Below are 13,776 nucleotides of genomic sequence, written 5' to 3'. Positions count from 1 at the left end.
AAGATCGATCGGCGACCCGGTTGTGGTCTGCGCTACGCTTGACATGCGTGCCGCCACCCCGCTGAGCGGGCAGCCGCCTCGGAGCGCGAGAGCGCGGAGACGGGGCTGCCTCGACTGTGACGCAGGGACCTGCCCCCGGCGGACGCCATCATCTGTGTGTGATTCCAGCCGCCTGGCGAGGAGTGGAAGTGGACGAGCCGGTGTACGACCCGGAGGCGCTGCAGGCCAAGTGGCTGCCGCGGTGGGAGGAGCTGAACCCCTTCGCGGCGGTCGAGGACCTCGCGGACACCAGGCCGCGCAAGTACATGCTCGACATGTTCCCCTACCCCTCCGGCGACCTCCACATGGGGCACGGCGAGGTCTTCGCGATCGGCGACGTCGTCGCGCGCTACTGGTTCCAGAAGGGCTACAACGTCCTGCATCCGATCGGGTGGGACTCCTTCGGCCTGCCCGCCGAGAACGCGGCCATCAAGCGCAACGCCCACCCCGCCGAGTGGACGTACAAGAACATCGAGACGCAGGCGAACTCGTTCAAGCGCTACGCCATCTCCTTCGACTGGTCGCGACGCCTGCACACCAGCGACGCGGAGTACTACCGCTGGAACCAGTGGCTGTTCACCCGCTTCTACGAGCGGGGCCTGGCCTACCGCAAGGGCGGCCTGGTCAACTGGTGCCCGCAGGACCAGACCGTGCTCGCCAACGAGCAGGTCGTGGCGGGCAAGTGCGAGCGCTGTGGCGCCGACGTGATCCGCCGCGAGCTGACGCAGTGGTACTTCAAGATCACTGACTACGCCGACCGGCTGCTCGACGACATGGCGCAGATCGAGAGCGGCTGGCCCGAGCGCATCCTCACCATGCAGCGCAACTGGATCGGCCGCTCCACCGGCGCCGACGTCCAGTTCCGCATCGAGGGCCGCGACGAGCCGGTCACCGTCTACACCACGCGCCCCGACACGCTGTACGGCGCGACGTTCTTCGTCGTGGCCGCGGACGCCCCGCTGGCGGAGGAGATCTGCGCCCCCGAGCAGGCGGAGGCGCTGGCCGCCTACCGCGCCGAGGTCGCCAAGCTCTCCGACATCGAGCGGCTGTCCACGGAGAAGGAGAAGACCGGGGTCTTCCTGGGCACGTACGCGATCAACCCGGTCAACGGGGAGCGCATCCCGGTCTGGGCCGCCGACTACGTGCTGTCCGACTACGGCCACGGCGCGATCATGGCGGTGCCGGCGCACGACCAGCGCGACCTCGACTTCGCGCGGAAGTTCGGCCTGCCGGTCAAGGTCGTCGTGCACACCGGCCTCGCCGATCCGGGCGAGACCGGCATCGCCACGCCCGGCGAGGGCACGCTGGTCAACTCCGGCCCGCTGGACGGGCTGACGAAGACCGAGGCGATCAAGAAGATCATCGAGGTCCTGGAGGAGCGCGGCACCGGCAGGGCCGCGGTGAACTACCGCCTGCGCGACTGGCTGCTGTCGCGGCAGCGGTTCTGGGGCACGCCGATCCCGATCATCCACTGCCCGGACTGCGGCGAGGTCCCGGTGCCGGACGAGCAGCTCCCGGTCACGCTGCCCGACCTGCGCGGCGCGGCCCTGCAGCCGAAGGGCGTCTCGCCGCTGGCCGCGGCCACCGAGTGGGTCAACGTCGCGTGCCCCAAGTGCGGCGGCCCCGCCCAGCGGGACACCGACACGATGGACACCTTCGTCGACTCGTCGTGGTACTACCTGCGTTACTGCGACCCGCACTACGAGGACGGGCCGTTCGACGTCGAGAAGGTCCGCAAGTGGGGGCCGATCGACCAGTACGTGGGTGGCGTCGAGCACGCCGTGCTCCACCTGCTGTACGCGCGGTTCTTCACCAAGGTCCTGCACGACATGGGCCTGGTCGACTTCACCGAGCCCTTCGAGCGCCTGCTCAACCAGGGCCAGGTCATCAACCGGGGCAAGGCGATGTCGAAGTCGCTGGGCAACGGCGTGGACCTCGGCGAGCAGATCGACACGTACGGCGTGGACGCCGTCCGGCTGACGATGATCTTCGCCGGGCCGCCGGAGGACGACATCGACTGGGCCGACGTCTCGCCGGCCGCGTCGCAGAAGTTCCTCGCCCGCGCGTTCCGCGTGATGGCCGAGGCCGGTGCCGCCAGCGCGCCCGGCGTGGACTTCTCCACCGGCGACGTCGAGCTGCGCAAGGTGACCCACCGGACCATCGACGAGGTGACCAAGCTCGTCGAGAGCTACCGGTTCAACGTCGCGGTGGCCCGCATGATGGAGCTGACCACGGCCACCCGCCGGGCGATCGACTCCGGGCCCGGCGCGGCCGACCCGGCCGTCCGCGAGGCCGCCGAGACCCTGGCGATCATGCTGTCGCTGGTCGCGCCGTACTGCGCCGAGGAGGGCTGGGAGCGGCTCGGGCACGCGCCGTCGGTCGCCAAGGCCGGCTGGCCCGAGGCCGACCCGGCGCTGCTGGTCCAGGAGTCGGTCACGGCGGTGGTGCAGGTGGCGGGCAAGGTCCGCGACCGGCTGGAGGTCTCCCCGGACATCTCCGAGGCCGACCTGCAGGCCCTGGCCCTGGCGTCGGACAAGGTCCGGCCCTACCTGGACGGCGAGCCGCGCAAGGTGATCGTGCGGGCGCCCAAGCTCGTCAACGTCGTCCCGTAACGGGTGACCCCGGCTCCGCCGTACCGTGATCGAACCTGTCCGGTACGGCGGAGCCGTCGTCGTTCGGCATAAGGTGCGCACGTGGCTAATGGCGCATACCTGAGATACCCCCATCTGAACGGCGACCTCCTCACCTTCGTGGCGGACGACGACGTCTGGCTGGCGCCCGCGGGCGGCGGCAGGGCCTGGCGGTTCACGGCCGACCGGGTCGAGGTCTCGCATCCCCGGTTCTCTCCCGACGGCACCCGCATCGCCTGGACGAGCACCCTTGAGGGCGCTCCCGAGGTGTTCGCCGCCGGCCTGGACGGCGGCGAGGGCGAGCGGCTCACCCACTGGGGCGACGCCATGACCGGCGTACGCGGCTGGACCGAGGACGGGAACGTGCTGGCCGTCACCGCCGCGGGGCACGGCTCCCGCTCGTGGCAGTGGGCCCACGCCGTCCCGCTGGACGGCGGCCCGGCGACGGCCCTGCCGTACGGCAGGGTCAGCGAGACCGCGGTGAGCGGCGCCAGGGTGGCGACCGTGTCGGCGATCTGGCGCGAGCCGTCGCAGTGGAAGCGATACCGCGGCGGCACGGCGGCCAAGATCTGGGTGGACGCGACGGGCGACGGCGAGTTCACCCGCCTGTTCGAAGGCGATCCCGCGCAGCACTGGTCGGTCATGTGGGTGGGCGAGCGCCTGGCCTTCCTCGCCGACACCGACGGCGACGGCAACCTCTACTCCTGCCTGCCCGACGGCTCCGACCTGCGGCAGCACACCACGCACCACGGCTTCTACGCGCGTCACGCCGCGTCGGACGGCTCCCGCGTCGTCTACAGCCTCGCCGGCGACCTGTGGCTGCTGGACAGCCTCGACGCCGAGCCGCGCAGGCTGGACATCACGCTGAGCGGGCCGCGCCCGGCCAGGGCCAGGCGGCCGGCGCCGAACAACGTCGGCGGTTTCGCCCCGGACCGCACCGGGCGGGCCAGCGTGGTCGAGATCCGCGGCACCGCCCACTGGCTGACCCACCGCGACGGCCCCGCAGGCACGCTGCGCGCCGAGCCCGGCGTCCGGGTGCGGCTGCCGCGGACTCTCGGCTCCTCCCCGCAGTCGCAGACCGGCCGGGCCGTCTGGGTGTCGGACGCCTCCGGCGAGGACGCGCTGGAGATCGGCACGCCGGGCGGTGAGATCCGCACCCTGGCCGCCGGGCAGCTCGGCCGGGTGCTCGACCTGGCCGCCGCGCCGGACGGCACGCACGCGGCGGTCGCCACCCACGACGGGCGGCTGCTGGTGGTGGACCTCGACTCGGGGAACGTCCGTGAGGTCGACCGCACCACCCACGGCGACGTGCAGCACCTCACGTTCTCGCCCGACTCGGCCTGGCTCGCGTGGGCGCATGCCTACCAGCCCTGGCGCTACCACCTCAAGCTCGCCCGCGTGGACGGCAGCACCACGATCGAGGTCACCCCGCCGCGCTTCAACGACTACAGCCCGGCCTTCACGACGGACGGCAAGCACCTGGCCTTCCTGTCCGACCGCACGTTCAACCCGGTCTATGACAGGCACGTCTTCGACCTGTCCTTTCCCGCCAGTTGCCGGCCCTATCTGGTGCCGCTCAAGGCCACGACGCCCTCGCCGTTCGATCCCTCGCTGACCGGCCGCGGCTTCGGCGGGGAGGACGACGCCGGCGCGGACTCCCGGGCCTCCGAGAACACCCAGGACGCGAAGAGCGACGGCAAGTCCGACCCGCCGCGGGTGACCGAGGTGGACGCCGACGGGCTGGCGGACAGGATCGTGGCCGTGCCGGTGCCCGCGGGCGTCTACTCCAACCTGCGCGCCGCCAAGGGCGGCCTGCTGTGGCTGTGTCATCCGCTCACCGGCGAGCTCGGCGACGGCACCGAGCCCGGCGAGCCGGTCCTCGAACGCTACGACCTGGTCAAGCGCAAGGTCACCGAGCTGGACGGGGAGTTCGGGGCCTTCGAGGTCAGCGGCGACGGCACGCGCCTGGTGGCCACCGGCGCACACGGCCTGCAGACCCGCTCCACCGGCGAGGACGACGAGGTCGTCACCATCGACCTGGACCGCGTGGCCGTGACCATCGACCCGGTCGCCGAGTGGCGGCAGGCCTACAACGAGACCGGGCGGCTCATGCGCGACCACTTCTGGCGGGAGGACATGAACGGTGTCGACTGGGCGGGCACCCTCGACCGCTACGCCCCCCTCGTCGAGCGGATCGGCGCCTACTCCGAGCTGATCGACCTGCTCTGGGAGGTCCAGGGCGAGCTGGCCACCTCGCACGCGTACGCGCGGCCCGTCGGCGCGGGCCGCGATCCACGGCGCCGCCAGGGCCTCCTCGGCGCCGATCTCGCCCGGGACGAGAGCGGGGTGTGGCGGATCCGCCGCATCCTGCCGGGGGAGTCCTCCGACCACGAGGCCCGCTCGCCGCTGCTCGCGCCCGGCGTCGCCGTACGCGAGGGCGACGCGATCGTCGCCGTCGGCGGGCGCCCGGTGGACCCGGTACGCGGGCCGCTGGCGCTGCTGTCCGGGATGGCGGGACGGCCCGTGGAGCTGACCGTACGGCCCGGCTCCGGCGGCGAGACCCGCAGGGTCGTCGTCAGGCCGGTCGCCGACGAGACGCGGCTGCGCTACCACGACTGGGTGGCCGGGCGGCGGGCGTTCGTGCGCGAGGCGTCGGGCGGGCGGGTCGGCTACCTACACGTGCCGGACATGATGTCCACCGGCTGGGCGCAGTTCCACCGGGACCTGCGCGCCGAGATGGACCGCGACGCGCTTGTCGTGGACATCCGCGACAACGGCGGCGGTCATGTCTCCGAGCTGGTGCTGGAGAAGCTGCAGCGACGGGTGACCGGGTGGCAGCTCAGCCGGGGATACGAGCCGGGGCGCTACCCCGAGGACGCGCCTCGCGGGCCCGTCGTGGCCGTCACCGACGAGTTCGCCGGATCGGACGGCGACATCGTCAGCGCCGGGATCAAGAACCGCGGCATCGGGCCGCTCGTGGGCACGCGGACCTGGGGCGGCGTGATCGGCATCGACTCGCGCTACTCGCTCGTGGACGGGACCGTCGTCACGCAGCCGCGCTACTCGTTCTGGCTGGAGGGCGAGGGGTGGGGCGTCGAGAACCACGGCGTCGACCCGGACGTCGAGGTCGTCGCGACGCCGCAGGACCTGGTCGCCGGGCGGGATCCCCAGCTGGCGCGGGCGGTGGAGCTGGCCCTGGCGGCGCTCGAGGACAGGCCGCCGGCCGCTCCGCCGGAGCTGCCGCCGCTGCCGTGACGCCGTGCCCCCGTGCCCCCGTGCCCCCGTACGGTGCCATGGTGCCGTGCGGGGCATGTGCTCGATTGCGTGCACAGCACGGTGCTCGATTGCGTGCACAGCATGGTGCTCGATTGCCTGCGGGGCATGGTGCCGTGACGGGACGTTGACGATGGACTGGCCTTCCGGACAAAATTACGCCCGAGCCACAAAACCAGTTCATATCGATGTAGGCGTGCGGTCAGGGCATGCCGCGACCACCACCGCTCCGGCGGTGGTCTGGGGTGCGCGCCTGACCGTATGGCTCGCCGTCGGCGTGCGCCCCGCGTGGGAGGCACGTCTTGTACAGACGAATTCTCGGCGGGCTGACGACCGCCGCCGCGGTTGCGGCGACCGTGCTCGTCGTCACCGGGTCACCGGCTAACGCCGCCGGCACGGGCACCGGCTACCTGCACACCAGCGGGAACAAGATCGTCGACAGCACCGGCGCGACGGTCCGGCTGACCGGCATCAACTGGTTCGGCATGGAGACCGACAACAAGACCTTCCACGGGTTGTGGGCGAACAACCCGTGGAAGAGCCAGCTCGACCTCATGGCGAGCCTCGGTTACAACACCATCCGGGTGCCGTTCTCCGACGACGCGCTGAAGCCGGGCGCGCAGGCGACGAGCGTCAACACCTACTCCAACCCCGACCTGATCGGCCTGTCCCCGCTGCAGATCCTCGACAAGGTCGTGGACTACGCGGGCCAGAAGGGCATGCGGATCATCCTCGACCGGCACCGCCCGACCAGCGCGGGCCAGACGGCGCTGTGGTACACCTCCGGCGTCCCCGAGTCGACCTGGATCAACGACTGGAAGTCGCTGGCCCAGCACTACGCGGGCAACCCCACCGTCATCGGGGCCGACCTGCACAACGAGCCGCACGCCGACGGCACCAACCCGAACGCGAAGGGCTCCTGCTGGGGCTGCGGCGACGAGTCGCGCGACTGGCGCCTGGCGGCCGAGCGGGCCGGCAACGCGATCCTGTCCGTGCAGCCCAACTGGCTGATCTTCGTGGAGGGCGTGAGCTGCCCGAGCGGCGGCGAGTCCAACGTCTGGGACAACGACCCCAGCAACGACGAGGACTGCGGCTGGTGGGGCGGCAACCTCACCAAGGCCGGGCAGTATCCGGTGCGGCTCAACGTGGCCAACCGGCTCGTCTACTCGCCCCACGAGTACGCCACCTCGGTCTTCCACCAGAACTGGTTCGACGACCCGTCCTACCCGGCCAACATGCCGGCCATCTGGGACAAGTACTGGGGCTACCTCTACAAGCAGAACATCGCCCCGATCATGGTCGGCGAGTTCGGCACGACGCTCGCCAGCAACATCGACAAGATCTGGCTCCAGGAGCTCATGAAGTACATGGGCACCGGCGTGAACGGCATGTCGTTCACCTACTGGTCGTGGAACCCCAACTCGGGTGACACGGGCGGCATTCTCAAGGACGACTGGGCGACGGTCGACCAGGCCAAGCAGAGCATCATCTCGCCCTACCTGATCCCGCCGACCGGCGGTGGTGGCACCCCGACGCCGCCAGTGTCGCCCTCGCCCTCGCCCTCGGCCTCGCCGTCGGCGTCTCCGACTCGGTCGCCCTCCCCATCGCCGTCTCCCTCGCCGTCTCCCTCCCCGTCGCCGTCCGCGTCTCCCTCGTCGCCGGGCGGGAAGACCTGCACGGCCACGTACAAGGTCGTCAACGAGTATCCCGGCGGCTTCCAGGGCGAGGTCACGGTCAAGGCGGGTTCGTCGGCCATCTCGGGCTGGACAGTGAACTGGTCCTTCCCGAACGGCCAGAGCATCACGCAGCTCTGGAACGGCACGCTCAGCGCGAGCGGGTCCAACGTCACGGTGACGAACATGTCCTACAACGGCACGCTGGGCGCCGGCGCCTCGACCGCGTTCGGCTTCAACGGAAGCTGGTCGGGCAGCAACGGCGTTCCGTCCTCGGTCACCTGTACGGCGAGCTGAGCGGGCGCGTCACGTCAGCACGGCGGCGATCCTCGACAGGATCTCCTCCAGGATCGCCGCCGATGTCGCGAAGTTGAGGCGGGCGAAGGTGTCGCCGCCTCCGTACATCGGGCCCGGGTTGAGCCTGACCCGGGCCTCCCGCTCGACGAACGCCGCCGCGCCGGGCACCCCGAAGTCGAGCCACGCGAGATAGGTGGCCTCGGGAACGCGGTAGCCGACCGACGGGAGCCGCTCGGCGACGAGCCTGCGGTTGCGGTCGAGGATCGCCAGCACCTCCTCCAGCCACGCGTCGCCGTGCCGCCAGGCGGCCACCGTGGCCTCCACCCCGAGCACGCTGGGCGCGCCGAAGATGTGGGCGGGCTGGCGGCCGAGTGCGTCCCTGGCCTCCTTCGCGCCGAGGTGGGCCACCGAGCAGTGCAGTCCGCCCATGTTGAAGGCCTTGCTGGCGGAGGTCAGCGTGACCGTGCGCTCGGGGAGGATCGTGGCGAACGGGATGTGCCGCTTCGGGGCGTACGTCAGGTCGGCGTGGATCTCGTCGGCGATCACCAGCGTGCCGTGCCGATCGGCGTACGCGGCGACGCCTTCGAGCTCCTCACGGGTGAACGAACGGCCCGACGGGTTCTGCGGGTTGACCAGCAGGAGCACACTGACGGGCTCTCCGGGGACCTCGAACCTGCCGTCGGCCGTCAGCGGCATGGGCACCAGGCGGCGGTTCATCCCGGTGATGGTGGTGAGGAAGGGGTCGTAGGCGGGGACGTGCAGTGCCACGGCGTCGCCGGGCTCGGTCAGGACGTGCAGCAGCACCTGGAGAGCCTGGTTGAGGTCGGTGAAGGACCGCACGTGGGCCGGATCGGCCCGCCAGCCGTGCCGCGTCTCCATCCGCTCGGCGAACGCCTCCGCCAGTGGTCCCGCGGTCGGGGTGTCCAGCCAGGCGGGATAGCCGAGGTCCTTGGCGGCGCGTCGCGCTATGGCCTCCGTGACCACGTCGGGCACGGGGAAGTCCATGTCGGCGACCCAGGCGGGGATGACGCCGGGCGCGGCCTGCGCCCACTTGATTCCGTCACGGCCCCGGGCCGCGTCGAGGGAGAGGGAGTCGAGCTTCATCCGACTCACCCTAATTGCCGGTTGACGACCGCCGAAAAGGCGGCCGCCGCGCCCCGCGATCCCGTCGTGCCGCGGGGCGCCGGCGCGGCTACAGCTTGCGAAGGACAGCCGTGACCTTGCCGAGCACGGTGGCCTCGTCGCCCGGGATCGGCTCGTAGTTGGGGTTGTGCGGCACCAGCCACACGTGCCCGTCCTTGCGCTTGAAGGTCTTCACGGTGGCCTCGCCGTCGATCATCGCGGCCACGATGTCGCCGTTGTCGGCGACCGGCTGCTGCCGGACCACGACCCAGTCGCCGTCGGCGATGGCGGCCTCGATCATCGAGTCGCCGGAGACCTGGAGCAGGAACAGCGTGCCCTCGCCCACGAGCTGCTTGGGCAGGGCGAACACGTCCTCGATGCTCTGCTCGGCGAGGATGGGCCCACCGGCCGCGATGCGGCCGACCAGCGGCACGTAGGCCGCGGTGGGCCGGCTGAACCCGGGCTCCTCCTCGGAGGTGGCGTCGGGGTCCACCCACAGCACCGGCTCGCCCGGCAGCCGGACCTCCAGGGCCCGGGGCCGATGGGGATCACGCCGGAGGTAGCCCTTACGCTGGAGCGCCGTGAGCTGGTGCGACACGCTGGAGGTGCTGGTCAGCTGGACCGCTTCCCCGATCTCCCGCATGGACGGCGGATAACCGCGCTGCTGGACCGAGTCGCGGATCACCTCGAGAATCTTCCGCTGCCTGGGGGTGAGGCCAAGCGAGTCGCGCCTGCGAACCGCGAGGTCGCTGACGCCATTCGCCTGCTCACTTCGGTCACTCACGATGCCACCTCTCAATCCGTGTTCCTCGTGTCGCACAGAGCGACCGTACCGCGATTCAAGATCACCGTCAAACAATTGTTCGATATCCAGCGAAATCGCCGATCTCGCCGTCCGCCTTCATCGTACGGGAGTTCGATCGATCCCGTGTTCGATTTCCCCGATCTTCTTCGGCCGCTGTAGGCGCAGGTCAGAAGCCGTGCGAAAAACGGCCGGGAAAAGGCGCGTAAACGGCCTATTCCGCGACGGCCGGGGCGCGTGATGCGGCCGTGACCCGGGGTGCGACACGCGGGCGGAGCAGGGACTTCCTTGCCCAAGGCCGGTTCGACTTGCGTTCAAGGTCGGGCGCTCCTACGGTTGGACCACAACATCTAGTAGTCACACCGGTGTAAGTTCACCACACCTTGTGTTCGGGGATGTGCGTTCAGGGAGGCGATGAAGTGCACTGTCCGTTCTGTCGCCACCCGGACACCCGGGTCGTGGACAGCCGCGCGGCAGAGGACGGGGCGGCGATCCGTCGCCGGCGCACCTGTCCCGAGTGCGGGCGCAGGTTCACCACGCAGGAGACCGTACTGCTGATGGTGAGCAAGCGCAGCGGAGTCACCGAGCCGTTCTCCCGCGAGAAGGTCATCGCCGGCGTGCGGCGGGCCTGTCAGGGGCGCCCGGTCAGCGAGGACTCCCTCGCCCAGCTCGGGCAGCGCGTCGAGGAGAGCATCCGGGGCACGGGCGCGGCCGAGATCGCCTCCCACGAGGTCGGCCTGGCCATCCTGGGCCCGCTCCGCGATCTCGACGAGGTGGCCTACCTGCGCTTCGCGTCGGTCTACCGCAGCTTCGAGACGCTGGCGGACTTCGAGGCGGAGATCGAGCGGCTCCGCGCGGCCCACGGCACCGCAGCCCATGGCACCGGGGGCGAGGAATAAGACGCCTTCCGGGGGACCGGGACGAGGCGGGCGGGGCGCGACGGCGCACCGCGACTATGTGGTTTCAACGAGCGTGGTCCGGAGAAGGGGCTCCATCGGGCCCTGGGAGGGGGAAGTCATGACGGAGACCGTGAGCGGCACGGTGTCGGGTGCGGGGGGTCGCCCGGGCAAGCGCCCGCGCAAGGGCCTGAAGATGAAGCGCATCTTCACCACCCCGGGTGTCCACCCGTACGACGAGGTCCGCTGGGAGCGGCGCGACGTCGTGATGACGAACTGGCGGGACGGCTCGGTCAACTTCGAGCAGCACGGCGTGGAGTTCCCGGACTTCTGGTCGGTCAACGCGGCCAACATCGTCACCACCAAGTACTTCCGCGGGGCGGTGGGCACCCCGCAGCGCGAGTCGAGCCTCAAGCAGCTCGTCGACCGGGTCGTGGGCGTCTACACCAGGACCGGCGTCGAGAACGGCTACTTCGCCTCCGACGAGGACGCGGAGATCTTCGACCACGAGCTCAAGCACGCGCTGATCCACCAGGTCTTCAGCTTCAACTCCCCGGTGTGGTTCAACGTCGGCACCCGCTCCCCCCAGCAGGTGAGCGCCTGCTTCATCCTGGCCGTGGACGACACGATGGAGTCGATCCTCGACTGGTACAAGGAAGAGGGCGTCATCTTCAAGGGCGGCTCCGGCTCCGGGGTCAACCTCTCCCGCATCCGCTCGTCCAAGGAACTGCTGTCCAGCGGCGGCACGGCCAGCGGCCCGGTGTCCTTCATGCGCGGCGCCGACGCCTCCGCCGGCACCATCAAGTCGGGCGGCGCCACCCGCCGGGCGGCCAAGATGGTCGTCCTCGACGTGGACCACCCCGACATCGAGGAGTTCATCGAGACCAAGGCGCGCGAAGAGGACAAGATCCGCGCGCTGCGCGACGCCGGGTTCGACATGGACCTCGGCGGCAAGGACATCGTGTCCGTGCAGTACCAGAACGCCAACAACTCGGTGCGGGTCTCCGACGAGTTCATGCGGGCCGTCGAGGCGGGCGACAAGTTCGGCCTGCGGGCCCGGCTGACCGGCGAGGTCATCGAAGAGGTCGAGGCGCGGTCGCTGTTCCGCAAGATGGCCCAGGCCGCCTGGGAGTGCGCCGACCCCGGCCTGCAGTACGACGACACGATCAACGACTGGCACACCTGCCCCGAGACCGGGCGCATCACGGCCAGCAACCCCTGCTCGGAGTACGTCCACCTGGACAACTCCTCGTGCAACCTCGCGTCGATCAACCTGCTGAAGTTCCTGCGCGACGACGACTCCTTCGACGTCGCGACCTTCGTGAAGGTCACCGAGCTGATCATCACCGCGATGGACATCTCGATCACCTTCGCCGACTTCCCGACGCAGAAGATCGCCGAGACCACCCGGGCGTACCGCCAGCTCGGCATCGGCTACGCCAACCTGGGCGCGCTGCTGATGGCGACCGGGCACGCGTACGACTCCGACGGCGGCCGGGCCATCGCGGCCGGGATCACCTCGCTGATGACCGCCGTGTCCTACCGCCGCTCGGCCGAGATCGCCGGGATCGTCGGCCCGTACGACGGCTACCAGCGCAACGCCGAGCCGCACAAGCGGGTCATGCGCAAGCACGCCGCGGCCAACGACGACCTGCGCACGCTCGGCGACATGGACAAGGCCCTGCACACCGAGGCCACCCGGCAGTGGCAGGAGTGCCTCAAGCTGGGCGAGAAGAACGGCTACCGCAACGCCCAGGCGTCGCTGCTCGCCCCGACCGGCACCATCGGCCTGATGATGGACTGCGACACCACCGGCATCGAGCCCGACCTGGCGCTGGTGAAGTTCAAGAAGCTCGTCGGCGGCGGTTCGATGCAGATCGTCAACCAGACGATCCCGCGGGCGCTGCGCCGGCTCGGCTACCCGGAGGAGCAGGTCGAGGCCATCGTCGAGTACATCGCCGAGCACGGCCACGTCGTGGACGCCCCCGGCCTGCGGCCGGAGCACTACGAGGTGTTCGACTGCGCGATGGGCGAGCGGGCCATCGCCCCGATGGGCCACGTCCGGATGATGGCGGCCGTCCAGCCGTTCCTGTCCGGCGCCATCTCCAAGACCGTCAACCTGCCCGAGTCGGCCACCGTGGACGACATCGAGCAGGTCTACCTGGAGGGCTGGAAGCTCGGCCTCAAGGCCCTGGCCGTCTACCGCGACAACTGCAAGGTCGGCCAGCCGCTGTCGGTCGCGAAGAAGACCTCCGAGGAGGCCCCCGCAGAGGCGGCGGACAAGGAGCCGGTCGTCCAGGTCGTGGAGGTCGCGCGGCCGACCAGGCGGCGGATGCCCAACCAGCGGCCGAGCACCACCACCCGCTTCACGGTGGGCGGCGCCAAGGGCTACATGACCGCCTCGTCCTACCCCGACGACGGTCTCGGCGAGGTCTTCCTCAAGATGTCCAAGCAGGGCTCGACCCTCGCGGGCGTGATGGACGCCTTCTCCGTGGCGATCTCGATCGGCCTCCAGTACGGCGTGCCGCTCGACACGTACGTGCAGAAGTTCGTCAACATGCGCTTCGAGCCGGCGGGCATGACCGACGACCCCGACGTCCGGATGGCGCAGTCCGTGATGGACTACATCTTCCGGCGGCTCGCGCTCGACTACCTGCCGTACGAGGACCGGGCCGCCCTCGGGATCTTCTCCGCGTCCGAGCGGGCCGCGCAGCAGCGCGGTGAGGACCCGGCCGCGCTGCAGGACGTGGACACCGCCGCGCTCGCCCAGTCGGCGCCGATCGAGAGCGGGCAGGCGCCGGTCGAGAAGGCGCAGCCCGCGCCGGTCGAGAAGGCCCCGGCAGCGCCGGTGGCCGTGCCGGAGCCGCGCCGGGTCGGCGCCTCGCTGGAGAGCCACCAGGGCCGTACGGCGGACGCGCCGCTGTGCATGACCTGCGGCACCAAGATGCGCCCTGCCGGGAGCTGCTACGTCTGCGAGGGTTGCGGCAGCACCAGCGGCTGCAGCTGATCGGTTCGCCGTCAGGCGGGGCGCCGGAGAGATCCGG

7 protein-coding genes are annotated in these 13,776 nt (G+C 70.6%); 5 read left to right on the top strand and 2 right to left on the bottom strand.

The window, feature by feature from the left end:
- Nucleotides 1-188: 188 nt before the first annotated feature.
- The 3 genes from leuS (at nt 189) to HCK04_RS42010 (ending at nt 7,912) form a co-directional block, all read left to right on the top strand.
- Nucleotides 189-2,651 carry a leucine--tRNA ligase gene (gene leuS, locus HCK04_RS05515; RefSeq protein WP_142645772.1) on the top strand — a complete coding sequence of 821 codons (2,463 nt, stop codon included), beginning with the start codon at nt 189-191 and terminating at the stop codon, nt 2,649-2,651.
- Between the two features lie 81 nt (nt 2,652-2,732).
- Entirely contained in the window at nt 2,733-5,924 is a 3,192-nt protein-coding gene (locus HCK04_RS05510; protein WP_142645771.1) for a S41 family peptidase, read from the top strand.
- Between the two features lie 320 nt (nt 5,925-6,244).
- A complete protein-coding gene (locus tag HCK04_RS42010; protein WP_142645770.1) occupies nt 6,245-7,912 on the top strand; it encodes a cellulase family glycosylhydrolase in 1,668 nt (555 codons plus the stop codon).
- A gap of 9 nt (nt 7,913-7,921) precedes the next feature.
- On the opposite strand, the gene HCK04_RS05500 is transcribed toward HCK04_RS42010, so the two are convergent.
- Both HCK04_RS05500 and lexA read right to left on the bottom strand, forming a co-directional pair.
- Nucleotides 7,922-9,016: an aminotransferase class I/II-fold pyridoxal phosphate-dependent enzyme gene (locus tag HCK04_RS05500; RefSeq protein ID WP_142645769.1), complete on the bottom strand. Its 1,095-nt coding sequence runs from the start codon at nt 9,014-9,016 to the stop codon at nt 7,922-7,924.
- An 88-nt stretch (nt 9,017-9,104) separates the two neighbouring features.
- Nucleotides 9,105-9,818 (bottom strand): transcriptional repressor LexA, encoded by a 714-nt coding sequence (lexA, locus tag HCK04_RS05495; RefSeq protein WP_142645768.1) that lies wholly within the window; start codon nt 9,816-9,818, stop codon nt 9,105-9,107.
- A gap of 437 nt (nt 9,819-10,255) precedes the next feature.
- On the opposite strand from lexA, the gene nrdR reads away from it, so the two are divergent.
- Together nrdR and HCK04_RS05485 are read left to right on the top strand one after the other, a co-directional pair.
- On the top strand, nt 10,256-10,735 hold the full coding sequence (gene nrdR, locus HCK04_RS05490) for a transcriptional regulator NrdR (RefSeq protein WP_142618207.1): 480 nt from the start codon (nt 10,256-10,258) through the stop codon (nt 10,733-10,735).
- A 118-nt stretch (nt 10,736-10,853) separates the two neighbouring features.
- Nucleotides 10,854-13,739 carry a vitamin B12-dependent ribonucleotide reductase gene (locus HCK04_RS05485; protein WP_142645767.1) on the top strand — a complete coding sequence of 962 codons (2,886 nt, stop codon included), beginning with the start codon at nt 10,854-10,856 and terminating at the stop codon, nt 13,737-13,739.
- Nucleotides 13,740-13,776 lie beyond the last annotated feature (37 nt).

Source organism: Microbispora sp. CL1-1 (assembly GCF_012034195.1).
Lineage (GTDB): Bacteria > Actinomycetota > Actinomycetes > Streptosporangiales > Streptosporangiaceae > Microbispora.
Note: the sequence above shows the minus strand (reverse complement) of the source record. Positions and strands in the feature narration are given on the sequence as shown.